This window comes from Nostoc sp. TCL26-01 (genome assembly GCF_013393945.1).
Classification (GTDB): domain Bacteria; phylum Cyanobacteriota; class Cyanobacteriia; order Cyanobacteriales; family Nostocaceae; genus Trichormus.
Genome location: NZ_CP040297.1, coordinates 6454455 through 6479380 on the forward strand (window position 1 = coordinate 6454455; position 24926 = coordinate 6479380).

The window sequence follows — 24926 nt, forward strand, 5'->3', positions numbered from 1 at the left end:
CTATTGGCGTAGCCTGCGCTTACGCATAAAAAACTCAGTACACCTCTATTACTTCTTTTTCTGTTACCTGTTACCTGCCTACGCAAGAAATTTCAATAATCAAGTCGGATTCCTATATGACTTCCCACTACGACCGTTTAGGAGTTTCCCCAGAAGCAACTCCCGCCCAAATTAAAGCAGCATATCATGTCAAACTACGGGAATTTCCTGCCCATACTTATCCCCAAGAATTTAAGGAAATTCGAGAAGCTTATGAGGCTATTCGCAAAGGAGTCACAACTCAAAATGAAGATTTCTTAAAAATGCGCCCTCTGGAAGCAGAACTGAATCTAGATATATTAAAACAGGTCGAAGAAAAAGCGATCGCTCAATTAGCAGTGAGCCTAGATGATTTAATTCGAGCTACCTTTTAACAGTGAACAGTTATCAGTTATCAGTTACCAGTTAAAACATTCACTGTTCACTGTTTACACCTCTATACTCTTACCACCCTTACGCCCCTACACCCCTAATGACCGCTAACTAATGACTAATAACCAATGACTAATGACAAAGAAGCTTTATTCGCTCAATTTTTAGATTATTTACAATCAGAACAAGCATCTCCTGAATATTTGGGTGAACCACCAGAATCGGCTAATCCTTTTGATCCTTATCAAATGGTGGCAGAATGGACTGCTCTACGTCATGAACTCAAGCAACAGGGTAAATTATTGCGTTCCACTCAAGATACTCTGGTGCAAGCCTTAGAAGTTTCTCGTCTAGATCAAGAAAAGCTAGAAATAAATCTGGAAGCAACCCAAAAACAAACAATAGCTCAATTTGAGCAACAACAAGAGAAACTCTTAAAAGAATTGTTAGGTATTGTCGATGCTTTAGATCAAGCTTGTAGTTACTGGCAAGAAGAATTAGAGATATTAGCTGTTACTCCTAACCCACAACCAATTGCCCAAAAAAGCTTTTGGGAAAAGTTAGGAGAGTGGTTTTCTGGCAAGAAATCTCAATCTACATTCTCAGAAACATCTTTGAGAGAAATTTTCACCAGCAATCAACAAGGGGTAGAGTTAATTAGGCGATCGCTGTTAGAAATACTCCGCCAAAGACGTGTTATTCCTATCGTGGCTGAGGGCAAATTATTTGATGCCCAAACAATGTATGCTGTAGGACGTGAAGCGAAAACAGATGTGGCAGAAAGTACGGTGATTAAGGAAGTAGTCAGGGGTTATTTATGGGGTGATAAAGTTTTAAGAGAAGCACAAGTGATTGTAGGAACATTGGCAGATTAAGCAGCAATATTACGAATGACGAATTAACCAAACCGACATGAAGAGATTCTATTAGCAAATATTGCTAACCCTGGCTGGTGAGAAATTATGCCAATTCATGTTATTACCTTCAAGAAAAATAAATTTGCCCATTGTATAGTAGCGAATTAAATTTTATGAAAGCAATTGGGATTGACTTAGGCACAACAAATTCCGAAGTGGCGATCGTTGAAAATGGTCAGGTACGAGTATTGCCAGGAGAAGATGGTGATTTAATCTTACCTTCCTGTGTAGGGTTTAGCGATACAGGAAAACTACTCGTGGGACGAGAAGCACTGCGTCAGTATGCAGCCGCACCCGAACGTACAGTGAAGTCGATTAAGCGCTGGATGGGAACTGATCACAAAACTACTTTAGGAGACAAAGAATACTTACCCCATGAAGTTTCTGCAATTATTCTCCGCGCCTTGAAACAACGGGCTGAAAATGCTTTGGGCGAAACAATTACCCAGGCAGTAATTACAGTTCCTGCCTACTTTACAGACGCGCAACGGCAAGCAACTAAAACTGCTGGTGAGATCGCTGGTTTGGAGGTATTACAAATTATCAATGAACCAACAGCAGCAGCTTTAGCTTATGATTTACGCTCGGAAGAGACAGAACGGGTTGTAGTTTATGACTTAGGTGGTGGTACTTTTGACGTGTCAGTTGTGGAAATTACTGGTGAAGTCACAGAAGTATTGGCTAGTCATGGAAATAATCGCTTGGGTGGAGATGATTTTGATCGGCTTTTGCAACTCCATCTGGTAGATTTATTTCGCCAACAACATAGTGTAGATGTGCCAGATGATGCTGCCACCCAGGCGCGTCTGTTGCGAGCCGCCGAGCAGTTGAAAATTGACTTGAGTTCTCATGCTTTTGCTACAGTTAGAGAAGCCTTTTTGGGGAGTAAAGGCAAAACTGCATTACATCTGGAGACAGAAATAGCCCGAACAGATTTTGAAAAGTTGATTCGCCCACTATTAGCACAAACCTTAGAGGCCATTGACCGCGCTCTCGCTGATGCCAATTTGTCACCAAAAGAGATTGATCGGATTATTCTCGTTGGTGGTTCCACACGTATTCCCCTAGTGCAACAAATGATTGAGGAACACTTGGGGCAAACTCCCACTGATGGTATTCAACCAGACCTTTGTGTAGCACTGGGAGCCGCTTTACAAGCCGGGGTACTGGTGGGAGAATCTGTCGATGCCATTCTTGTCGATGTAATTCCCCATTCTCTTGGCATTGCTGCGGCTGTACACACACCAATGGGGATTATGCCAGGGTATTTTAGTGTGATTATTCCCCGCAACAGCGTTGTCCCTGTTTCTCGCTCTCATGTTTATTCCACTGTGTTTGACGAGCAAGAAATAGTAGAAATTGAAGTTTTTCAAGGCGAAAATATGATCGCTGAAGAAAATGTTCCTCTCGGTTCCTTTCGAGTGGAGGACTTACCACCCAAACCAGCAGGCGGTATTCAAATCGAAGTTCACTTTGATTTTGACCTGAATGGTATTCTCACTGTCACCACCACCGAAAAAGGCAAAGGGCAACAAGGCACGCTAGTAGTTAATAACGCCGGTATCCAAAAACTTTCCAGCCACGAACTTAAGCAAGCTAGGGCAGATTTAGAGGCATTGTTTGAAAGTGACGAAACAATAGATATCTCCACAGAAGATAGTAGCGATGCAGTGGAAATCCCGCCAGAATTAGCAGCACTGTTAAATCGCGCTCAAAAAACAACTTTAGATGCAGAACAAGCAGAGGAATTACAAGATATATTAGACCAGATTGAAGATGCGATCGCTCAAAATGATCCCGAACTACCACAGTTACAAGCAGAACTAGAAGATTTTCTCTACTACGCCAGTAACAATGAGGCAGAATAACAGATGATCAAATGTCCGGTTTGTGGTGTGGTATATCGGCCGACAAGAGGAGTAGAGAATAAATCTTCCCCTCAACCCTCCCCAACTTGCAGACGCTGCAAAGCAGACTTGTCTGATTTGTTACGTCTCCATAACTATGCCATCTGGTATCACAAACAAGCATTACAGTTAATGTCACAAAAGCTTTACCTAGAAGCAGCCGTATCTAACAATCAAGCTATTGCGTTGAATTACAGCAATGCAGATTTTCATGCCTTGGCTGGTAAACTATGGGCATTACAAGGAAATTTTGCCAAAGCGATCGCATCTTGGCAACAAGCCCTGAAGTTTGACTCACAGAATACCATTGCTGATAATTGTTTGCAAATGATCAATGTCATAGCCAAAAATTTATGAACGCTTTTCGAGTAGGAGTTGCTGGCCCCGTGGGTTCGGGGAAAACGGCTTTAGTTGATGTTTTGTGTAAAGCCTTGCGCGATCGCTATCAGTTGGCAGTGGTGACAAATGACATTTATACTCAAGAAGATGCCCAATTTTTGGTACGCTCTCAAGCCTTAAGTAGCGATCGCATTTTGGGTGTGGAGACTGGCGGTTGTCCCCATACTGCCATCCGAGAAGATGCTTCGATGAATTTGGCAGCAATTGAACAACTAGAACAACGATTTAGCAACTTAGATTTAGTCTTTTTAGAAAGTGGTGGTGATAATTTAGCTGCTACCTTTAGTCCTGAATTGGTGGATTTAACAATTTATGTGATTGATGTAGCCGCCGGTGATAAAATTCCCCGTAAAGGTGGCCCAGGTATTACTAAATCTGATTTGCTCGTGATTAATAAAACTGATTTAGCACCATACGTCGGTGCAGATTTAAGCGTGATGGCCACAGACGCACAAAAAATGCGTCGTGATAAACCCTTTATCTTTACTAATTTGAAAACTCACTCCGGACTGACAGAAGTGATTGAATTTATTCAAAAAAATATTTGTTAGTATTCTTCAATATAGGATTCCTATTTGATTTTTGTTGGCATGGGCTACGCTAACAGTTATTAAAGCAGATTACTATATTTCAAAACCCATCTTCCCACAATTTATTCAGTAAAAATCAATACATATTGATTAATCAAATCATCAAGATTATCAATGGAAATTAGTCTACTCATTACCTAAATCACGCGGTGTGCAACTTTCTCTCAAACCTAACCCCCAACCCCTTCCCTACAAGGGAAGGGGAGCAAGATTCAAAGCCTCTCTCCGTTTCGGGGAGAGGTTTGGAGAGGGGTTTTCAGAATAAGTCGCACATCGTGTTAAATCATCACAATAGCTCTACAATAACCCGACTATTTCCTTCCGCATCTGAATATCATCTAAAAAGTTTCCTCAGGACAAGGCTATGGCAACCGAACAGTTAACCAGAGAAAGTGACAACCTTGATTTAAAACAGCTCCTCAAAACGCTGACGGCTGTAAAAAAAGGTGATTTTTCTGCGCGGATGTCCATAGAGCAAACAGGCATAGCCGGGAAAATAGCTGATACTCTCAACGATATTATTGAGCAAAATGAGCGCATGACAGCAGAGCTACAGCGCATTAGTAATGTTGTGGGCAAAGAAGGCAAAATTACGGAACGGGCTTCATTAGGAAATGTTAGTGGTTCTTGGACAGATTGTGTCAATTCTGTCAATACTCTAATTACAGATTTAGTGCAGCCAACGGCGGAAACGACAAGGGTAATTCGCGCTGTCGCTAACGGTGATTTATCTCAAACGATCGCCACAGAAATTGAAGGTAGACCCCTCAAGGGAGAGTTTCGCCAAACAGCCAACATTGTCAACACGATGGTGACACGGTTGAGTTCCTTTGCTGGGGAAGTGACGCGGGTTGCCAGAGAAGTCGGCACAGAAGGTAAACTGGGTGTCCAAGCCCAGGTGCAAGGAGTCGCGGGTACGTGGAAAGATTTAACCGATAACGTCAACCTGATGGCAGGAAACCTGACAGGACAGGTGAGAAATATTGCCGAAGTGGCAACAGCGATCGCCAATGGTGATTTGTCGAAAAAAATCACCGTGGATGTGAAAGGGGAAATTTTGGAGTTGAAAAACACCGTGAATACAATGGTGGATCAACTGAATTCTTTTGCATCGGAAGTTACACGGGTGGCGAGGGAAGTGGGAACGGAAGGAAAACTCGGTGTGCAAGCAGAAGTCCGAGGGGTAGCGGGGACTTGGAAAGACTTGACAGATAACGTCAACCTGATGGCAGGAAACTTGACAGCGCAGGTGCGGAACATTGCCGAGGTGACGACGGCGGTAGCAAATGGCGACTTGTCGAAGAAAATTACTGTGGATGTGAAGGGGGAAATTTTAGAACTGAAAAACACCGTCAATATCATGGTGGATCAACTCAATTCCTTTGCCTCAGAAGTGACACGGGTTGCCCGTGAGGTGGGTGCAGAAGGAAAATTAGGTGGTCAAGCCGAAGTCCGGGGGGTAGCAGGTACATGGAAGGACTTGACTGATAGTGTGAATTTCATGGCGGGGAGTTTAACAGCCCAGGTGCGGAATATTGCCGAGGTGACGACGGCGGTAGCCAATGGGGACTTGTCAAAGAAAATCACTGTGGATGTGAAGGGGGAAATTTTGGAGTTGAAGAACACCATCAATACAATGGTGGATCAACTCAATTCTTTTGCCTCAGAAGTCACTAGGGTGGCGCGGGAGGTGGGAACGGAAGGAAAGTTGGGGGTACAAGCAGAAGTCCGAGGGGTAGCGGGGACTTGGAAAGACTTGACAGATAACGTCAACCTGATGGCAGGAAATCTGACAGGACAGGTGAGAAATATTGCCGAAGTGGCAACAGCGATCGCTAATGGTGACTTATCCAAAAAAATCACTGTGGACGTGCGCGGGGAAATTTTTGAGTTGAAAAACACCATCAATATCATGGTGGATCAACTGAGTTCTTTTGCCTCAGAAGTTACCAGGGTAGCTAGGGAAGTAGGTAGCGAAGGCAAATTGGGTGTGCAAGCCGATGTCAAAGGTGTGGCAGGGACTTGGAAAGACTTGACCGATAGTGTGAATTTCATGGCGGGGAGTTTGACAGCCCAGGTGCGGAATATTGCCGAGGTGACAACGGCGGTGGCAACAGGTGACTTATCCAAGAAAATTACTGTGGATGTGAAGGGGGAAATTCTAGAACTCAAGAACACTATTAATACAATGGTGGATCAGCTGAATTCCTTTGCCTCGGAAGTAACACGGGTGGCGCGGGAAGTCGGTAGCGAAGGCAAACTCGGTGTGCAAGCAGAAGTGCGCGGGGTGGCAGGTACGTGGAAAGACTTAACCGACAGTGTAAATTTCATGGCGGGGAGTTTAACTGCCCAGGTACGGAACATTGCCGAGGTGACGACGGCGGTGGCAAATGGTGACTTGTCGAAGAAAATTACTGTGGATGTGAAGGGGGAAATTTTAGAACTCAAGAACACCATCAATACAATGGTGGATCAACTCAGTTCCTTTGCCTCGGAAGTCACCAGGGTGGCGCGGGAGGTAGGAACGGAAGGGAAACTGGGTGTCCAAGCCGAAGTCCGGGGAGTCGCAGGGACTTGGAAAGACTTGACAGGTGCGGTGAATATGATGGCAGGAAACCTCACTGATCAAGTACGGAATATTGCCGAGGTGGCAACTGCGATCGCTAACGGTGATTTGTCGAAGAAAATTACTGTGCAAGTAAAAGGGGAAATTTTAGAGTTGAAAAACACCATCAATATCATGGTGGATCAACTCAACTCTTTTGCCTCGGAAGTAACTAGGGTGGCGCGGGAAGTCGGTAGCGAAGGCAAGCTGGGTGTGCAAGCCGATGTTAAAGGTGTGGCAGGGACTTGGAAGGACTTGACTGACAGTGTGAATTTCATGGCAGGAAGTTTGACAGCCCAGGTACGGAATATTGCTGCCGTCACTACAGCCGTGGCTAATGGCGACTTGTCCAAGAAAATTTCTGTGGATGTGAAAGGGGAAATTCTGGAGTTGAAAAACACCGTCAACACAATGGTGGATCAACTGAATTCTTTTGCATCGGAAGTTACCAGGGTGGCGCGGGAGGTGGGAACGGAAGGAAAACTGGGTGTGCAAGCCGAAGTTAAAGGTGTGGCAGGGACTTGGAAAGACTTGACCGATAGTGTGAATTTCATGGCAGGGAGTTTGACAGCCCAGGTGCGGAATATTGCCGAGGTGACGACGGCGGTGGCAAATGGCGACTTGTCCAAGAAAATCACCGTGGATGTGAAGGGAGAAATTTTAGAACTCAAGAACACCATCAATACAATGGTGGATCAACTCAACTCCTTTGCCTCGGAAGTAACACGGGTAGCACGGGAGGTGGGAACAGAAGGAAAACTGGGTGTACAAGCCTACGTCCGGGGTGTGGCCGGCACATGGAAAGACTTAACCGATAACGTCAACCTGATGGCGGGGAACCTGACAGCCCAGGTGCGGAACATTGCCGAAGTGACAAAAGCGGTGGCAAATGGCGACTTGTCCAAAAAAATCACCGTGGATGTGAAAGGGGAAATTCTCGACTTGAAAAACACCATCAACACAATGGTGGATCAACTTAGTTCCTTTGCCTCAGAAGTTACGAGGGTAGCACGGGAGGTGGGAACTGAAGGAAAATTAGGTGGGCAAGCTTTAGTACAAGGTGTAGCAGGTACGTGGAAGGATTTGACCGACAACGTTAACTCAATGGCGGGGAACCTGACAGCCCAGGTAAGAGGCATTGCCAGAGTTGTCACGGCAGTAGCGAACGGGGACTTGAAACGCAAACTGATGTTAGATGCGAAGGGGGAAATTGAAACCTTAGCCGAGACAATCAACGAAATGATTGATACCCTAGCCACCTTTGCCAATCAGGTAACAACAGTGGCGCGGGAAGTAGGCATAGAAGGGAAATTAGGCGGTCAAGCCAAGGTTCCAGGGGCAGCCGGCACATGGAAAGATTTGACCGACAACGTTAACGAACTAGCAGCCACATTAACTACCCAATTAAGAGCGATCGCAGAAGTTGCCACAGCCGTGACTAAAGGCGATTTGACCCGTTCTATCTCCGTAGAAGCCTTGGGTGAGGTAGCAATTCTCAAAGACAATATCAACCAGATGATTGCTAACCTCAGAGAGACAACCCAGAAAAATACTGAGCAGGACTGGTTAAAAACGAACCTGGCTAAGTTTACCCGGATGCTACAAGGGCAGAGAGACTTAGAAACCGTCTCCAAATTAATTCTCTCCGAACTCGCACCCCTAGTCGGCGCACAACACGGCGTATTCTACCTCTTAGAATCAGGAGACAATCAAGCCTACCTCAAGTTACTTAGCACCTATGCTTACCGCGAACGCAAAAATTTAGCCAACCGCTTTTTCTTGGGTGAAGGTTTGGTAGGACAATGTGCCTTAGAAAAAGAACGGATTCTGTTAACCGAAGTCCCCAACGACTATATCAAAATTAGTTCCGGTTTAGGCGAAGCCACCCCACTAAATGCTGTAGTCCTACCCGTCTTATTTGAAGGACAAGTCACAGCAGTAGTTGAGTTGGCATCCTTCCGCCGCTTTAGTGAAATTCATTTAACCTTCTTCGACCAACTCACCGAAAGTATTGCGATCGTTCTCAACACCATCGCCGCCTCCATGCGGACTGAAGAATTACTCAAGCAATCCCAGTCTCTAGCCGAGGAATTACAAACCCAGCAAAACGAACTCCGAGAAACCAACAAACGCCTCGAACAACAAGCCCAATCACTCAAAGCCTCAGAAGACTTACTGCGAGGACAGCAAGATGAGTTGCAGCAAACCAATGCAGAATTAGAAGAAAAAGCCGAATTATTAGCCTTACAAAAACAAGAAGTAGAACGGAAAAATCGAGAGATTGAACAAGCTAGAAGGTCTTTAGAAGACAAAGCTGAACAATTAGCACTGTCCTCTAAATATAAATCCGAGTTCTTAGCTAATATGTCCCACGAACTCCGGACACCCTTAAATAGCTTGTTGATTTTGGCCAGATTATTAACAGATAACGTTGATGGTAATCTCACCGATAAACAAGTCGAATATAGCCAAACAATTTACTCTGCCGGTAACGAACTGTTGGCATTAATCAATGACATTTTGGATCTAGCCAAAATCGAATCGGGAACCATGTCCATTCACATGACCCCCATGCCCTTACAAGAATTGGCAGAACAAATTGAGCGTACCTTTGGACAAATAGCTCAAAATAAAGGACTGACTTTTGCCGTTGAACTGGCTGCAGATTTGCCAATCAGCATCCACACTGATGTTAAACGCCTACAACAAGTCCTGAAAAATCTCCTCTCCAACGCTTTTAAATTCACCGAAAATGGAGAAGTCAGCTTACAAATAGCCGTAGCGACACAGGGATGGAGTCTCACCCAACAAACCCTCAACCGCGCTCAAACTGTCATTGCTTTTGCCGTTAGTGATACAGGTATCGGTATTGCCGCCGACAAGCAAAAGATTATTTTTGAAGCCTTCCAACAAGCTGATGGCACTACTAGCCGCAAATATGGCGGCACAGGATTAGGTTTGTCAATTAGCCGAGAAATTGCTCATCTCCTGGGCGGCGAAATCAAGCTGATTAGTCATCCCGGACAAGGTAGCACCTTTACCTTCTACGTACCACAACAAAATCTGGAATCGACACAAGCAAATCTATTCCCCCCTTCCCACTCCTCACTTCCCACTCACCACTCACCACAGATCAACGACGATCGCTCTAACATTAACAATTCTTCAGATCATAATGTCCTGCTGATTGTCGAAGATGATGTGAATTTTGCCAAAATTCTCCTAGATATGGCGCGCCAGCAGGGATTCCAAGTGATTACCGCCCAAACTGGTACATCTGGGTTGAAATTAGCTAAGGAATATCGCCCGACAGCAATTTTACTGGATATCAAATTACCAGAGATGGATGGTTGGACAGTCCTAGATCGCCTCAAACGCGACCCCACAACCCGCCATATTCCTGTACACATCATGAGTGTGGAGGAAGGACAACAACGGTGTTTACAACTAGGTGCGATCGCCTATTTACAAAAACCTGTCACCAGTGAAGCCATATCAGGAGCTTTAGAAAAAATTAAAGGTTTTGTGGAACGTCGAGTCAAAAGTCTGCTAGTAGTCGAAGATGATCAACTACAACGCCAAAGCATTGTCGAGCTAATTGGCAACAGCGATGTGACAACTACTGCTGTGGGTACGGGGGCAGAAGCTCTCCAAGCCATCCGCAACCAGTATTTTGACTGCTTAGTCCTGGATTTAGGCTTACCAGATATGCCAGGAATAGAACTAATCGAGCAGATTAAACGAGAACCAAACGCCTCAGCCCTACCCATCATTGTCTACACCGGCAGAGAAATCAGCCCAGCCCAAGAGACAGAACTCAGACGCATCGCAGAGACTATCATTATTAAAGATGTGCGATCGCCCGAACGCCTCCTCGATGAAACTGCCTTGTTCCTCCACCGCATCCAAGAAAATTTACCCGTACCCAAGCGGCAAATCCTTGAACAACTCTATTCCAAAGACTACTCTCTAGTGGGGAAAAAGGTCTTGATTGTAGACGACGATGTACGCAACATCTTTGCCCTCACCAGTATGCTAGAACGCTATCAAATGCAGGTTTTATATGCAGAAAACGGTAGAGAAGGGATTGATTTGCTAGAAATCACACCCGATATTGATGTGGTACTCATGGATGTGATGATGCCAGAAATGGATGGCTACGAAACCATGCAACTGATTCGCCAGCGAGAGCAATTTAGCTCTTTACCAATTATTGCCTTAACAGCCAAAGCCATGCAAGGCGATCGCGATCAGTGTATCGCCGCAGGTGCATCAGATTATATTGCTAAACCCGTAGATACAGAACAGTTATTATCTCTATTACGAGTTTGGCTATACCGTTAACCGATCAAGCAGAAATGTAGGTTGGGTGGAGACTTTGCGTAACCCAACATTACTGATCTGAATCTGGTGAGAAATTTGGGTTATACTGCTGCTCGCTCAGTCAAAGTATTATATGAAGCAAAGCTAGTAATTTTTTGCAGCACAAAAGCGTCATTCTCCTTAATTAAATCCCCAGTACAAACGACTGGTAGCCTCTGGTGATAAGCAGTCCAAGCCTGATTGTATTCAGATTCACTCAGAGAAAGGTTAATTTGACGAGGCTTGCCGACAACAAAACCGATAATTGTGACATTAACTGGATGATTTCGTTCTGCTACTCTTATCACCATCCCCTGAATAGAGGTATTGGGGATTTTTGTAATTAAATCGCTCAAAATATCTAACTGAGAGCGAACTTCAACAGTTTCTAGAATTACCAAAATATCAGCCATCCGCAGCGCATAAGACCGGATTTTGGGATTGAGAGGTAAGGTAATATCAAATTCCTCACCAGAATCAGTTATTTTAATCCAAACTGATTCTTTAGTGTCAACCTGACTCTCTTGATACCAACCTTTTGCTTGAAGATAAGATGTTATTTTATCAGGGTCTAAATTAGAGAGAATATCCGGGTCACGCACGGTAACTATCATATTGGTTCTCCTCTAGCAATTCTTTGCATTAGAGCTGGCAAAACTTCAACACTGAAAATATTTTGCTGGGGTAAGTAAACAGTGACAGTACTTTGATTTTCAGTTGGTGGTTGACCGCGTATCGACACCCAGTAAGCACAACGCTTCAAGCAAAGCTCCGTCTCCGATTGTTGTAGCCAATTTTCTTGTAAATCAGGAACCAAGACCAACGACTAACAACAGGGGGTCATCGTCGGGATTATTGTTTCTTAGTTCATCATAATTTTTGATTTCTAGAGGAATTTTAACAAAGTCCGGATCTAGTAATTTTTGGGAAGTACATTTGACTTGTAAATCAATCCGAGTTCGCCGTCTAGAACCAGGTATTGTAATTCCTGTGATGGTTACATCAACCCCCACTAAATCTAATAGTCTGGGTGCTATTTGGAATGAATAACCCGTAGCAGACGCGACAGCATTGATGTAAGCATAGCTAAATTCCTCTTTCTGAGTAGTGATGTACATTTAAATAAGAGCAACGTCTCTACATAATTTATGTGTAATAACTGAACCGTATTGAGTTGTACTCAGATTTCTCACCACATTTAATCAAGTCCTATGCAACTTGAAAATTAGTTGCTTCTTCCATTGGCTCATAACCATGAGTCAACTGCTCAATGGCTCTGTCAAGCAAATCTAAACCTTGCTGGACTGTTTCGATGACACTCAACTGTCCACGCAACTCCGCCGCACCGACAAAACCTTTGGCGTACCAAGTCATGTGTTTGCGGGCTTGCCGGACACCGCGATCGCCTTTATACTCCCACAATGCTTGTAAATGATCTCTGGCACATTCCAAGCGTTGAATTGGGGTTGGTGCTGGCAAGATTTCCCCGGTTTTTAAGAAATGATCAATCTCTCCCACCAAAAAGGGATAACCTAAAGTCCCACGGGAACACATCACACCATCAGCACCAGTTTGTTCGAGACATTTCACCGCCGCTTCCACTGAAAATATATCGCCATTACCAATCACCGGAATCGCTAGCACTTCTTTCACACGCGCTATCCATTCCCAACGAGCGTTACCATTGTAACCTTGGGCGCGGGTGCGTCCATGCACGGTAATCATTTTCGCACCAGCATCTTCCATCCGCTTGGCAAAGTCGAGGATAGTAATTTCTTTGTCATTCCAACCAATCCGAGTTTTAACTGTCACAGGTACATCAACAGCTTTCACCACTTCCCGCACAATTGCTGCTGCTACTTCTGGTTGGCGCAATAAGGAAGAACCACCACCATTTTTTGTAATTTTATTTACCGGACACCCCATATTAATGTCCACAGTATCAGCACCCTCAGCCACCGCTTTAACTGCTGCTTCCGCTAGGAAATCGGGACGACAATCAAATAGTTGAATACTGATTGGTCTTTCGTTAGGGTCTACCTCCATAATTTTAGGTAGCTGCTTGACGTAGTGTAACCCAGTAGCGTTGACCATTTCCGTATACATCATCGAATCTGGTGCATAGCGACGTACCAAACGACGAAACACCATATCTGTTACCCCAGACAAAGGTGACTGAAGAACTCGACTTTTGACCTCACAAGAGCCGATTTTCAGGGGTTGAGCAAGTCTCGCTTGCAAACTGGGGGACAGAGTAAGCATAATGTCAAGAGAAAATTAATAAACTTAATGATAGTTGAAGATTTTTGGTGAGAGATTTATTTGTATTTGCAGCGATCGCTCAATCAAATTTCTGTTAGATCAAAATTATATCAATTGCCAAACCTAATTAACGTGAGTCTCTGTTGAAGACTCACATCAACGGAAAATCAAAGTTTTAACCCGCGTAGGCGGGTTTTGCCTGTGTAGACGCGACTTCCAGTCGCCTAAGAGGCTAATTTCCCTGCTATTTCGGTTACTTGTAAGGCTCCAGAGAAGTTTTGATTATTCATGACAAAGAAAGGTGTGCCATCAACACCCAAACTTTGTGCTAGTTGGATGTCTTTACTAATGGTGGTGTCAGCTAAAAGGCGATCGCTGTTAAACTTATCCATGTCCAACTGGAGTTTTTTGGCAATCTCTAGATACAAATCTTCACCCAGTCGCTTTTGATTAGTAAACAAAGCATCGTGGTACTCCCAAAATTTACCTTGTTGATTTGCTGCCCAACTTGCTCTAGCCGCAGGCATAGCTTCAGCATGAACAGGAATCAAGGGTAGATGCTTGTAAACTAATGTCACATCATTTTGATGCTTGGCTAATAACTGGTTTAATTTTTTATGCGCCTCAGCACAATAAGGGCATTGAAAATCAGAAAATTCTACGATCAAGTTTTTTGCAGGAGTAATGCCCAGAATCGGAGAGTCAGCGATCGCAATTTGCGGATGAGTTTTTAAATCATTGAAAAATGCTGCTCTGGCTTGATTGATTTGCTGTTGCTGTTGCTGCTGATACGCTTGGAGCGATTCGATAATTGTTTCTGGGTGTTGGCGGAGAATTTGTAAAACCTGCTGCTCTAATTCAGGATTGGGACGATTTGCTGCTTGTGCTGGTAGTGACCAACCTAAAACTAGACATAATAAACTCAATATTGCCCAGTTCCGTAGATATTGCCAAAGTTGACGCATATGAAAATACATAATCAAGAAACATTCCTCTAGTATTCCCTAGAATCGTTAGAGACAAAAGACTTCTGGATGCTTTCTTGATCAAGACAATAAGTAATACACTAATTAATAGAGTTCCCTACACCCTTTTTGATTCAGCAAGCCCAGAGAAATAATGGCCAAAGAAATTGAGCGCAAATTTTTAGTCAACGGAGATAGTTGGCGATCGCTAGGTACAGGTAGTTTATATCGTCAAGGATACATCCCTGCACAAGGGGCTAGTGTACGTATCCGCGTAGTTGGCAATCAAGGTTATTTAACAATCAAAAGTCCCCCCATCAATTATTCTCGGTCAGAATTTGAGTATCCTATTCCGCTAACAGATGCCCAAGAAATACTCGATACGCTCTGTATTCGCCCGTTTATCGAAAAAATTAGATACAAAATCGAGTGGGGTGGTGTAATTTGGGAAATAGATGAATTTTCCGGTGCTAATCAAGGCTTAATCGTGGCAGAAGTGGAACTGACAGATGAAGCACAACAGATAGAAATTCCTGCCTGGATTGGGAAAGAAGTCACCGGAGATGATAGATATTTCAACAGTTATTTAGTCCAACATCCATTTTCGCAATGGTGAACAATAGTCAATAGTCAATAGTCAATGGTCAATAGTTCTATACTCAGCACTCCCTCACTCCCCTTGTCCCCTTGTCCCCTTCCTTGTCCTCTTTTCCCCACTCCCCATTACCCATCACATCTTCTTTGACGTTCATTCAGACTTAAAGCTTGATGAATCTGGTTTAATAGGTCTTCCATTGATGTAGAACGTGGTACAACATGGGTAGCGATCGCTTTGACAATTGTTTGTACTGATTCCACTTCAGTTTTGGGCAAATGAGTCCGTTTTACTGACGTTAACTTACTGCGAGAACTGACTTGAACGTGATTTAATCTCTGCTCAATGACTAAAATCGGTGGTAGATCAAATGGTAAGTCTGGCAAAGCTGTTAAGGCTTGGAGTATTTCTGGATGGATGGTTGATTCTCCTAAGCAAATTAGTAGCAAGTCTACATTTTGATGGCGAATTTGTTGAATAACTTCTGCCCAACAACGTGCCATAGTTGCCTTCAATCCGGCTGTTTGTAGATACTGGATTAAAGCTTGGAACCATTCAGTTCCCCTTTCAGGAGTTTCCCCAGAGCTTTTTTGGGTACTGTAACCTTTTGCCTGTCTACGTTTGGGCTGTGGTATGTCCTGTAGCATTGTCAAATCAACTACCAGAATACTGGGTGGATAACAGATACCAGAGGCAATTTGTAGTACAGATAGTAAAGGATCGATTTTTTGAGTGTGATTGTCAACGCCCAAGGGTGTTAAACAGGGAAATACGGAAAGTCCAGGGATTTGGGAAGCAGCCAGAGTTGTGGCTACATCACAAGTTACCAACGGTAAAGCCGCTAATCGGGGGTGTTGAACTAATTCTTTGAGATACTTTTGTGCCAGGGATGGTTCGACATCAAGTAAAATCACATCAAACTGCCAAACCCTAGCGAGAAGTTCGGCTTGATCCAAATCATCGACTTCGATGATGCGATGTTCCTGCAAGGAAGAGTGGGAAGTGGTTGACTCTAATTCAGGATTGACTAATCTGAGAATTCGTAAAGGTTTCTTTCGTTCGATATTTTCATCATTTTCTAAACCCGGCTGCTGTTCTTGTGGTGCAGCGCATAACTTGTCTAGCAATGGAATCAGTGATTGCTGCTCTACTGGTAAGCTTAAGAAACCATCGGCACGGTTAGCAAATGCTAGCTCTTTTTCTGCCCCTGTAGCTGTAACCACGACGGAAATATGGCGAGTTGCGGCATCAGATTTGAGTAAAGTGAGTACATCCCAACCCGACAACAAAGGTAGTAGGGGGTTCAAAAATATGGCTTTTGGCTGTAATCGTCGGGCTTTTTCCACCGCTTCTGTACCTGAGCGAGCGATGACGACTCGATAACCTAAACTTTTGAGTTGATCGGTCAAATCTTCTATATATCGAGCTACAGCTTCGACTACTAGCACTAATCGAGGGGAACAGGCGGGGTAATTTTGTCCAGGGTTAGCAACCAACTGTTTTGATGTTGCTGTAGTTCGGCTAGAGGTATCAGGTTCTTCGGTTATTTCCTCCTCTGAATCAGCAAAACTGCCTGTAGGTGGGCTAGGTGGTAACAATAAAGTAAATTGACTACCTTTGCTTTCCCGCGACAAGAAACTAACATCACCACCGTGGAGACGAGCTAAGGCTCTAGTTAAGACTAGTCCTAAACCTGTACCTTCAAACTGACGAGTGAGAGGATTTTCTAGTTGTTGGAATTTTTGGAAGATTAAATGTTGTTGATGTTCAGGAATACCGATGCCTGTATCCCAGACCGTAAAGGCTACCCAGCCTTCCCAACGACTCACCCGCAAGCCAATTTCACCGGATATTTCGGTAAATTTAAAGGCGTTGGAAAGTAAGTGTACCAACATTTGCCGTAAGCGTAGTTCATCGGCGACAATTTGGTCTAAACCTGGTTCAATTGAGAGTGTGAATTCGGGGATTGATGGTTGTATTGTGGCTGTTTGATTAGCCGTTGGAGTTTTACTAGTTTGATTATGAATGGCTTTTGCTTCCGAGAGAGCGCGATCGCACACTGCCCGAATACTCACCGGCACTAGGGTTAAATCCATCTGCCCTGTTTCCATGCGGGTTAAATCCAAAATGTCATTAACTACACTCATCAGGTGACGACCACTTTGATGAATTAGTCCCGCATAACGAGCTTGTCTCTCATTCAGTTTGCCCAATTGCTGATCTACTAGCAACCTTGATAATCCCAAAACCGCAGTCAGGGGAGTCTTCAGTTCATGGCTAATGCAAGCGAGAAACTCATCTTTTAAGCGATTGAGTTGCACCAAGTCGGCATTTTTGGCGGCTAGTTCTTTACATAGTTGTTGCTGTTCGGTAACATCAGTGGCTAACACAAGCCAGAGGTTATCTGTGTTGGCAAATTTTAAATCTGGGCTATCCAGAGGAATTTTGGCAAACTGCCAAACTCGCTCCTGTCCATCTTCTACTTCCACCACACAGGTACAAGTACCCATCTGCCGATCTAAAAAGCAGCGACTAGCGCTATTTTTGGGATTTTCGCCAGCTTCATAGGGATTTTGAGGGGATACGGGCAGCAAGCCGGTCGTGGGTAAACTGCTGACTGACTCTTCACCTACTTGTTCATGACTTCTGTGATGTGGTGCAGGTTTTTGCCCGATATATTCTGGTTGTTTAATGCGAGTAGCCGCTAAAATTGCTTCTACTTGTTGTCTAATGCCTTCTGGGTCTTTCAAGGTTCCTAATTGCTGCCACCAAGCTAAATTTTGGGTTAATATTTCCCCGCCACTTGTTTGCAACATCAAAGGCCAAGGCAACCGTTCTAGGAGTTGTACTAGTGGTTGGTGTAGCTGGATCTGGTGTTGATAGCTTTTGGGTGATGGCGTTTTGCCCAGCGTAGCTGATCGCCGAAAACTAGATTCACCCAACTGTTCAGTATTTGTATTTTGATTTTGTCTAATTGATGAGTTTGGGCTAGCTGAGTAACGAGAAGCGATCGCTCCTGTCTTTACCTGCTCTTTCGCTAGCAGTGCCAATAATTTTACACTATTGAGTAATCCTAAGAATTTGCCCTCAGCATCTACCAATGCCGATTCTATATTGTGCGTTTGTCCAGGATGATATTGCCAAAATGAACTCAATTGCTCAATGCGGTGGCTGGCTGGTAATATCTGTATTGGCTCAATTAAGGCTTGGCTGAGGTTTAACAGTGGTTTTTGTAAATTTACAAATAGCTCATCTCCTGCGGTTGCCAAAAACTTTTGTGCTAGCTGGCCAGAGTACAGCAACCCCACAGGGCATTGCTGCTGATTCACAATTACCAGGCGATCGCATTGCTCTTGCTCAAACATCTCCAGCACCATTGCTAAAGTGCTGGTTTCACAGCAACTGCTGACAGTTACTAAAAATTCATCAAGCGGATACTGTAGCATTGACATAAGGCTTTGGGGGGTCATTCTTCCTAGCAAAATCTCTGGCTCCACCATCAGCACTAGAGCAGACAAGTCAAGCGCCTCAAGTAAATCCTCTAAGAAGACTCATGTAAGCGATTGTGGTACAGCCTTTAGACTATTGAAACAACAGACTGGGTTCTCTCGAACACTGCTTTTTGAATTCACTAGTTTTCCGAACTGTGGCTTTTTCATTGGTTCTGGGAAACTCTGACAAAAGTGACACACCAGTTTCTTGCTGATGCTTTACCTTCTCATGGATAGTGACAGCTATGACAATTATGGCTCTAAACATTCGTTTTAGAACCTTGAGGAATTATAATGATTGGGAATGCGACAATACTTTAAATTCGTTCAAATATCTTATTAAGGAGCAACAAAACAAATCTTGATTTAGATAGATATACATATGTCAATCATGAGTATTAGTAACGTGTTCTTGACAACCAACGAATTTACAGCCTGCATTTACTACTTCTTGTTCCCTAGACAAGTGGTTAATTGATGAAAAAATAGCTAATTATGTGTGTAAGAGGGGTTTGTTAGTAAAGAATTACTAATTTAAAAAACATCCACCATTCACACCCAGCTATCTTTACCCTATTTATCTAGTCATGGAGAGCGAAAAGGAATATAAATATGTAAATGCTACTATCAATATTGGTTTTCTTGCCAGATGTTAAAGAAAATTTAGATCATGCAACCAAACCAGCTATCACAGCATGATTAAGCGCATGATGTCCAAGCTCGAAGTGGTTGATTGCTCCTTGGTTTTCCCTCTTAACTCCAGTTGCTGCTAATACTACAAAGGGTTACCATCTTCTGAAAGAGGTACAGCCAAAAATTAAGGGAAATTTTCTTATTCAATCTCTTTATTTATTTGTATGCCAAAAGCCAAAAGCACAGCAGGTTTGTCAGCACATGACTCAGGAAGTTGATCGGCAAGTTTTATTGCAGCAACTCAAATCAGATTATCGGCAAATTCTTTTAACCTACTTTACTACAGACAAAGCACTAAAAGAAAAAATTGATAAATTTATCAATGCAGTATTTTGTGCTAATATTCCTGTGCCGCAAATTATAGAAATTCATATGGAGTTAATCGAAGAGTTTGCCGACCAGCTAAAATTAGAAGGTAGGAGTGGTGAGACATTGATGGATTATCGTCTAACGCTCATAGACATCCTAGCCCATCTTTGTGAAGTCTACAGATGTGCGATTTTTAAATAACAGGAATTCATCCTCATCTCCATTAGTCACAAGCATTAAAAGTGACTGAAGCTGAATTCATGAAACACTCCATCATCACTATGTATATACTTTTCCATTCCCTTTATGAATAAAGCCAGAAAGACCTATGTTCTCAAGCTTTATGTGGCAGGGAACACACCCAACTCGGTGCGGGCATTAAAAGTACTCAAAAATATCTTAGAGCAGGAGTTTCAAGGGGTTTATGCCCTCAAAGTAATTGATGTCCTGAAAAACCCACAACTAGCTGAAGAAGATAAAATCCTAGCTACACCAACATTATCAAAAATTTTGCCTCCTCCCGTCCGCAAAATTATTGGTGACCTATCAGATCGAGAAAGAGTCTTAATTGGATTAGATTTACTTTATGAAGAACTAACAGAAGAAGATTGGGAACAACAAAATAATCTTTAAACCATAAAAACTTTAGTCATATAAAAACAGGTTTTAGTACCTATTTATCAACAACAAATGAGCGATAACGAGCAACAGGCACAAAACAATACATCCATTGGGGGTGTAGAAAAAATTCGCACGATGATCGAAGGCTTTGACGATATTAGTCATGGCGGCTTACCTGTAGGCAGAACCACCTTAGTTACGGGTACTTCGGGAACAGGGAAAACTCTATTATCCCTACAATTCCTCTATAGTGGGATCACTTACTTTGATGAAGCTGGAGTATTTGTTACCTTTGAAGAATCTCCCAGCGATATTATTAAAAACGCTTATATTTTTGGGTGGAATTTACAACGTCTAATCAACGAAGGTAAATTATTTATCCTAGACGCATCTCCCGATCCTGAAGGTCAAGATATTGTCGGTAACTTTGACCTTTCAGCCTTAATTGAGCGCTTACAATATGCAATTCGCAAATATAAAGCCAAGCGAGTTTCCATTGACTCAATTACCGCCGTATTTCAGCAGTATGAAGCAGTAGGAGTGGTACGCCGAGAGATTTTTCGCTTAGTCGCACGCCTTAAACAACTGAATGTGACGACGATTATTACAACTGAAAGAAGCGAAGAATACGGGCCAGTCGCCTCCTTTGGTGTGGAAGAATTTGTTTCGGATAATGTGGTAATTGTCCGTAATGTTTTAGAAGGAGAACGTCGTCGGCGCACGATTGAAATTCTCAAATTACGTGGCACAACTCACATGAAAGGTGAGTATCCATTTACGATTACCAATGCAGGCGTTAACATCTTTCCTCTGGGAGCAATGCGCCTAACACAAAGGTCTTCTAATGTTCGCGTTTCTTCGGGTGTGAAAACCCTAGATGAAATGTGTGGTGGTGGCTTCTTTAAAGATTCAATTATTTTAGCCACAGGAGCTACAGGTACAGGTAAGACTTTATTGGTGAGTAAATTCTTACAAAATGGCTGTGTCAACAGTGAACGAGCCATATTATTTGCCTATGAAGAATCACGCGCTCAACTATCTCGAAATGCTTACTCCTGGGGGATTGACTTTGAAGAGTTAGAGCGTCAAGGTTTACTGAAGATTATTTGTACTTATCCTGAATCTACTGGTTTAGAAGATCACTTACAAATTATTAAATCAGAAATTGCCGATTTTAAACCAGCCAGAATTGCCATTGACTCTCTTTCTGCCTTAGCTAGGGGTGTCAGCAATAATGCTTTCCGGCAATTTGTCATTGGTGTTACAGGTTACGCCAAACAAGAAGAAATTACAGGTTTCTTTACCAATACAACCGACCAATTCATGGGGTCACATTCAATTACTGACTCCCACATTTCCACTATTACTGACACAATTTTGATGTTACAGTACGTAGAAATTCGTGGGGAAATGTCAAGGGCAATTAACGTATTTAAGATGCGCGGTTCCTGGCACGATAAAGGAATTAGAGAATATAATATTACGGCAGACGGCCCAGAAATCAAAGATTCTTTCCGGAACTACGAACGAATTGTCAGTGGCGCTCCTACCCGCGTTAGTATTGATGAAAAGGCGGAACTTTCGCGGATAGTCAGAAGTTTTGAAGATAAACAGGGTGGCGATTCCTAAATTTGGTATCGTACTATATTCCTCTTTAAATTTAGTATCGTGCTATATTCTGTTGTGAAGAAAAGTTTTCTGCCGCCAGATTGATTTTCGTGTGAGGGGATGCGGTGAAAGGACAATATTTACTCTATAGTTTCTTGCCTAGTGTAACAGCAGCAGTATTGACCACTCAGCCAGCCGTGGCTGAGGCGATGAAAGTCAATAGTGAACAACTTGTGTCTGAGTCTAATGTCTTGGCTATAGGCGATCGCCTCCGTCCAACTGTAGGTCATCGCCCAATCTTAGCAGTAGACAAAAATGAGACACAACTGCCAAACAATAAAGCTCAGATTTTCCCAGATAGTATTGCCAATTCTGGTTTGACTACACTGGATTCGCCAATTTCTAGTAATCATAGTCACCCAGTAATCTCGACAGCAAGTACTGGGATAAATGGAGAGCAAAAACCTCTCAAAGATGAAGGGATAATTTCTCACCAAACACCTAACCGTCATCTAGTCCAACGACTTAAACAAAAGCGTTTTACAAGCAATCAAAAGCCTATCAACCAGGTAATTTCTCAACAGAAATTAGCAACATCAGTAGTTTCTAATACATCCAAGCATCCAGCATCTAAAAAACAAACTTTTTCCCTGTCTTATCTACAAAGCCCATTAACATCACCGGAAAATCTCAAAACTCAGCTACCAACAGCCGTTGGAAATGTAAATTCAGCAAAACTGCTGGGGATCAAGAGTTGCTCACCACAAACCTGCTTCATCAGCAATCGGATTGAGTCGCAGCTAGCCCAAAATCCTACACCTGAGAATTCGACTCCTGTACCTACAGAAGCACCAACGAATACTCAACCGACAACGCCTGTACCCACAGAAGCGCCAGCCAACACTCAACCGACAACGCCTGTACCCACAGAAGCACCAACGAATACTCAACCGACAACGCCTGTACCCACAGAAGCGCCAGCCAACACTCAACCGACAACAGTCACTCCTACACCTGCTAGTGCTGTAGAAGTACCGCAAAACCTGATCCCCAATGCCAATCCCTTGCAATTTCCTACCGATCCGGAGGAAGTGACACTCAAGGAAAATCAGCCGATTACCTTAGTGCAAACTCTAGAGTTAGCAAGGCGCAACAACCGGGATTTACAAGTTACGGTTTTAGAGCTAAAACGCTCTCAAGAAGCTTTAAGAGAGGCACAAGCAGCTTTATTTCCCACGTTAAATGTGATTAGCGATATTACCCGCAGTCAAACTGCTAGTGATCAATTGCGGGACGAGTTAAGCCGGAGAAATGGCGTTCCTTCTAACACCGATGAACCAAGTACATCTTTTACGGGACAGGCAGAGTTATCCTACGACCTTTACACATCAGGTAGAAGAAATGCCACTATCAAGGAAGCTGAGGAGCAGGTAAAGTTTAATGAGTTGGCGGTAGAGCGTCAATCAGAAGAAATCCGGCTGACTGTGACTACAGCATACTACGACTTGCAGCAAGCGGATGAACAAGTACGAATTGCTCGATCAGCCGTAGAACAAGCACAAGCTAGTTTGCGAGATGCACAAGCGCTAGAAAGGGCAGGAGTAGGAACTAGGTTTGATGTGTTGCGATCGCAGGTAAGTTTAGCCAATAACACCCAACAGCTCACCAATAGTATTTCCCAGCAGCAAACAGCACGGCGTAATCTAGCATCCTTACTCAGCTTACCGCAGTCGGTGAATATCAGTGCCGCCGACCCAGTACAACTAGCCGGATTGTGGAATCAATCTCTGGAACAAAGCATCATCCTCGCCTATCAAAACCGTCCAGAACTGCAACAACAATTAGCACAACGTAACATTAGTGAACAACAGCGCCGACAAGCATTGTCAAACCTGGGGCCACAAGTCAGTTTAATTGCTAACTACAACCTACTAGATCAATTTGATGATAAAGTCGCTGTCACAGATGGTTATTCCTTGGGAGTCAGAGCAACCTTAAACTTATTTGATGGTGGAGCATCCAGAGCTAGAGCATCTCAAGCAAAAACCAATATTGCGATCGCTGAAACTAACTTTGCTAACCAGCGTAACCAAGTTCGTTTTCAGGTAGAACAAGCTTTTTCCACCCAAAAAGCCAACCTAGAAAACGTCCAAACCGCTAATGTCGCTCTAGAGCAAGCCAGAGAAGCCCTACGTCTAGCACGCTTACGTTTCCAAGCTGGTGTAGGTACTCAAACAGATGTGATCAACTCAGAAAACGATCTGACACAAGCTGAGGGCAATAGAATCACCGCAATTCTAGATTACAACCGCGCCTTGGCTCAGTTACAGCGTGCAGTTACTTCTAGAGGATTGCGTTAGATTGGTCATTAGTCATTAGTTATTAGTCATTGGTCATTGGTCATTAGTGCTGAGTAATGAGTGCTGAGTACTGAGTCTAAAGTTTTTTGACTGTTGACCATTGACTATTGACTATTGACCATTGACTCTTGACTATTGACTCTTGACTACTTAATTCATGACTACAGTTACATCACAAGAAATTGCCTTGTTTCGCTCTCAATTGGCTGATGACTCTGGCGCTATGGTGGCTTTGGACTTAATTGAGGACTGCGAAGGAGATTTAGAAGATGCGGCGATGACACTAGCCATCAAAGCGGGACAAGAACCAGAACGAGCCAATGCTGAATGGTTAGATGCTTTGGCAAGAAAGTGGCGTGCTGTAATTTGTGAACAAGAGTTTCGCTCTCAATTGCTCGACGGCTCGATTGTAGAAATGATGGCACATCTCAAAACAATGCCCACATTCCCCAAAATTTTAGCAACACCAGTTTTGATATATATTCTCAAACAAGGTGTAGACAACTTTTGCGAACCCTTGGATCTTCTTAAATAATAAGAGTGAGAGTGATGAGTCCTGAGTGCTGAGTGCTGAGTGCTGAGTAAAGAGTGAGGGAGTGAGAGAGTGCTGAGTGCTGTTAGCGGTAGCGGGGCGTTTAGCCCGTGCTGAGTGCTGAGTAGTGTTCTTACTAATTTTGAATTTTGCGAACAGAACTTTTCAAGACGAATTTTGAATTCCCCGCAGTGGTTGACCAATGACCAATGACCAATGACCAATGACTAATGACTCTTCCCTATTGCCTATTGCCTATTGCCTATTCCCCAATCCCTATTCCCTGATACCCTGTTAAT

The 24926-nt window shown here is 43.4% G+C and carries 19 protein-coding genes; 12 read left to right on the top strand and 7 right to left on the bottom strand.

All coding sequences use genetic code 11. The features are described 5' to 3' along the window. Nucleotides 1-116: 116 nt before the first annotated feature. The 6 genes from FD725_RS27930 (at nt 117) to FD725_RS27955 (ending at nt 11173) form a co-directional block, all read left to right on the top strand. The gene (locus FD725_RS27930) at nt 117-413 is read left to right on the top strand and encodes a J domain-containing protein (protein WP_179051130.1); all 297 of its coding nucleotides are present in this window, start codon (nt 117-119) and stop codon (nt 411-413) included. Nucleotides 414-539: 126 nt separating this feature from the next. Continuing rightward, nucleotides 540-1286, top strand: a complete 747-nt coding sequence (gene grpE, locus FD725_RS27935) for a nucleotide exchange factor GrpE (RefSeq protein WP_179051131.1) — start codon at nt 540-542, stop codon at nt 1284-1286. A 155-nt stretch (nt 1287-1441) separates the two neighbouring features. Beyond that, nucleotides 1442-3196: an Hsp70 family protein gene (locus tag FD725_RS27940; protein ID WP_179051132.1), complete on the top strand. Its 1755-nt coding sequence runs from the start codon at nt 1442-1444 to the stop codon at nt 3194-3196. A gap of 3 nt (nt 3197-3199) precedes the next feature. Further along, nucleotides 3200-3592, top strand: coding sequence for a hypothetical protein (locus FD725_RS27945; protein ID WP_256871799.1), 393 nt, complete (start codon nt 3200-3202; stop codon nt 3590-3592). Continuing rightward, nucleotides 3589-4185: an urease accessory protein UreG gene (gene ureG, locus FD725_RS27950; protein ID WP_179051133.1), complete on the top strand. Its 597-nt coding sequence runs from the start codon at nt 3589-3591 to the stop codon at nt 4183-4185. Before FD725_RS27945 ends, ureG begins: the two co-directional genes overlap by 4 nt. Nucleotides 4186-4588: 403 nt before the next feature. Then, nucleotides 4589-11173, top strand: a complete 6585-nt coding sequence (locus FD725_RS27955; protein ID WP_179051134.1) for a HAMP domain-containing protein — start codon at nt 4589-4591, stop codon at nt 11171-11173. An 80-nt stretch (nt 11174-11253) separates the two neighbouring features. On the opposite strand, the gene FD725_RS27960 is transcribed toward FD725_RS27955, so the two are convergent. From FD725_RS27960 to FD725_RS27975, 5 genes are all read right to left on the bottom strand, one after another. Continuing rightward, nucleotides 11254-11805, bottom strand: coding sequence for a hypothetical protein (locus FD725_RS27960; RefSeq protein ID WP_179051135.1), 552 nt, complete (start codon nt 11803-11805; stop codon nt 11254-11256). After that, entirely contained in the window at nt 11802-12008 is a 207-nt protein-coding gene (locus FD725_RS32770; RefSeq protein WP_256871800.1) for a DUF4365 domain-containing protein, read from the bottom strand. Before FD725_RS32770 ends, FD725_RS27960 begins: the two co-directional genes overlap by 4 nt. Continuing rightward, a complete protein-coding gene (locus FD725_RS32775) occupies nt 11998-12309 on the bottom strand; it encodes a DUF4365 domain-containing protein (protein ID WP_256871801.1) in 312 nt (103 codons plus the stop codon). The genes FD725_RS32770 and FD725_RS32775 overlap by 11 nt, the downstream gene beginning before the upstream one ends. A gap of 91 nt (nt 12310-12400) precedes the next feature. Beyond that, a complete protein-coding gene (gene dusB, locus FD725_RS27970; protein ID WP_179051136.1) occupies nt 12401-13453 on the bottom strand; it encodes a tRNA dihydrouridine synthase DusB in 1053 nt (350 codons plus the stop codon). Nucleotides 13454-13677: 224 nt separating this feature from the next. Further along, entirely contained in the window at nt 13678-14418 is a 741-nt protein-coding gene (locus FD725_RS27975; protein WP_179051733.1) for a DsbA family protein, read from the bottom strand. Nucleotides 14419-14572: 154 nt separating this feature from the next. Here FD725_RS27975 and FD725_RS27980 point away from each other — a divergent pair, with 154 nt between their 5' ends. After that, the gene (locus FD725_RS27980) at nt 14573-15034 is read left to right on the top strand and encodes a CYTH domain-containing protein (RefSeq protein WP_179051137.1); all 462 of its coding nucleotides are present in this window, start codon (nt 14573-14575) and stop codon (nt 15032-15034) included. 107 nt (nt 15035-15141) lie between these two features. On the opposite strand, the gene FD725_RS27985 is transcribed toward FD725_RS27980, so the two are convergent. Both FD725_RS27985 and FD725_RS27990 read right to left on the bottom strand, forming a co-directional pair. Beyond that, complete coding sequence (locus FD725_RS27985) at nt 15142-18465, bottom strand: hybrid sensor histidine kinase/response regulator (RefSeq protein ID WP_179051138.1); 3324 nt, start codon at nt 18463-18465, stop codon at nt 15142-15144. A 130-nt stretch (nt 18466-18595) separates the two neighbouring features. Further along, nucleotides 18596-18772: a hypothetical protein gene (locus FD725_RS27990; protein ID WP_179051139.1), complete on the bottom strand. Its 177-nt coding sequence runs from the start codon at nt 18770-18772 to the stop codon at nt 18596-18598. Nucleotides 18773-19398: 626 nt separating this feature from the next. Between FD725_RS27990 and FD725_RS27995 the strand changes: the two genes are divergently transcribed. The 5 genes from FD725_RS27995 (at nt 19399) to FD725_RS28015 (ending at nt 24630) form a co-directional block, all read left to right on the top strand. Further along, nucleotides 19399-19707 (top strand): circadian clock protein KaiA, encoded by a 309-nt coding sequence (locus FD725_RS27995; protein WP_372726697.1) that lies wholly within the window; start codon nt 19399-19401, stop codon nt 19705-19707. A gap of 105 nt (nt 19708-19812) precedes the next feature. Next, a complete protein-coding gene (kaiB, locus tag FD725_RS28000; RefSeq protein WP_179051140.1) occupies nt 19813-20139 on the top strand; it encodes a circadian clock protein KaiB in 327 nt (108 codons plus the stop codon). Nucleotides 20140-20196: 57 nt separating this feature from the next. Further along, nucleotides 20197-21756 (top strand): circadian clock protein KaiC, encoded by a 1560-nt coding sequence (gene kaiC / locus FD725_RS28005; RefSeq protein ID WP_179051141.1) that lies wholly within the window; start codon nt 20197-20199, stop codon nt 21754-21756. Nucleotides 21757-21860: 104 nt separating this feature from the next. After that, on the top strand, nt 21861-24095 hold the full coding sequence (locus FD725_RS28010) for a TolC family protein (RefSeq protein WP_179051142.1): 2235 nt from the start codon (nt 21861-21863) through the stop codon (nt 24093-24095). Nucleotides 24096-24252: 157 nt separating this feature from the next. Further along, nucleotides 24253-24630 carry a hypothetical protein gene (locus FD725_RS28015; RefSeq protein WP_179051143.1) on the top strand — a complete coding sequence of 126 codons (378 nt, stop codon included), beginning with the start codon at nt 24253-24255 and terminating at the stop codon, nt 24628-24630. Nucleotides 24631-24926: the final 296 nt, after the last annotated feature.

Bases quoted from the DNA above. Each gene is read 5' to 3' on its own strand.
- kaiC (WP_179051141.1), top strand. From the start codon at position 20,197: ATGAGCGATAACGAGCAACAGGCACAAAACAATACATCCATTGGGGGT.
- FD725_RS27990 (WP_179051139.1), bottom strand. From the start codon at position 18,772: ATGTTTAGAGCCATAATTGTCATAGCTGTCACTATCCATGAGAAGGTA.
- FD725_RS27945 (WP_256871799.1), top strand. From the start codon at position 3,200: ATGATCAAATGTCCGGTTTGTGGTGTGGTATATCGGCCGACAAGAGGA.
- ureG (WP_179051133.1), top strand. From the start codon at position 3,589: ATGAACGCTTTTCGAGTAGGAGTTGCTGGCCCCGTGGGTTCGGGGAAA.
- FD725_RS28015 (WP_179051143.1), top strand. From the start codon at position 24,253: ATGACTACAGTTACATCACAAGAAATTGCCTTGTTTCGCTCTCAATTG.
- FD725_RS27955 (WP_179051134.1), top strand. From the start codon at position 4,589: ATGGCAACCGAACAGTTAACCAGAGAAAGTGACAACCTTGATTTAAAA.
- kaiB (WP_179051140.1), top strand. From the start codon at position 19,813: ATGAATAAAGCCAGAAAGACCTATGTTCTCAAGCTTTATGTGGCAGGG.
- FD725_RS27960 (WP_179051135.1), bottom strand. From the start codon at position 11,805: ATGATAGTTACCGTGCGTGACCCGGATATTCTCTCTAATTTAGACCCT.
- dusB (WP_179051136.1), bottom strand. From the start codon at position 13,453: ATGCTTACTCTGTCCCCCAGTTTGCAAGCGAGACTTGCTCAACCCCTG.
- FD725_RS32775 (WP_256871801.1), bottom strand. From the start codon at position 12,309: ATGTACATCACTACTCAGAAAGAGGAATTTAGCTATGCTTACATCAAT.
- FD725_RS27995 (WP_372726697.1), top strand. From the start codon at position 19,399: ATGACTCAGGAAGTTGATCGGCAAGTTTTATTGCAGCAACTCAAATCA.
- FD725_RS27975 (WP_179051733.1), bottom strand. From the start codon at position 14,418: ATGCGTCAACTTTGGCAATATCTACGGAACTGGGCAATATTGAGTTTA.
- FD725_RS27985 (WP_179051138.1), bottom strand. From the start codon at position 18,465: ATGTCAATGCTACAGTATCCGCTTGATGAATTTTTAGTAACTGTCAGC.
- FD725_RS27940 (WP_179051132.1), top strand. From the start codon at position 1,442: ATGAAAGCAATTGGGATTGACTTAGGCACAACAAATTCCGAAGTGGCG.
- FD725_RS27980 (WP_179051137.1), top strand. From the start codon at position 14,573: ATGGCCAAAGAAATTGAGCGCAAATTTTTAGTCAACGGAGATAGTTGG.
- FD725_RS27930 (WP_179051130.1), top strand. From the start codon at position 117: ATGACTTCCCACTACGACCGTTTAGGAGTTTCCCCAGAAGCAACTCCC.
- grpE (WP_179051131.1), top strand. From the start codon at position 540: ATGACTAATGACAAAGAAGCTTTATTCGCTCAATTTTTAGATTATTTA.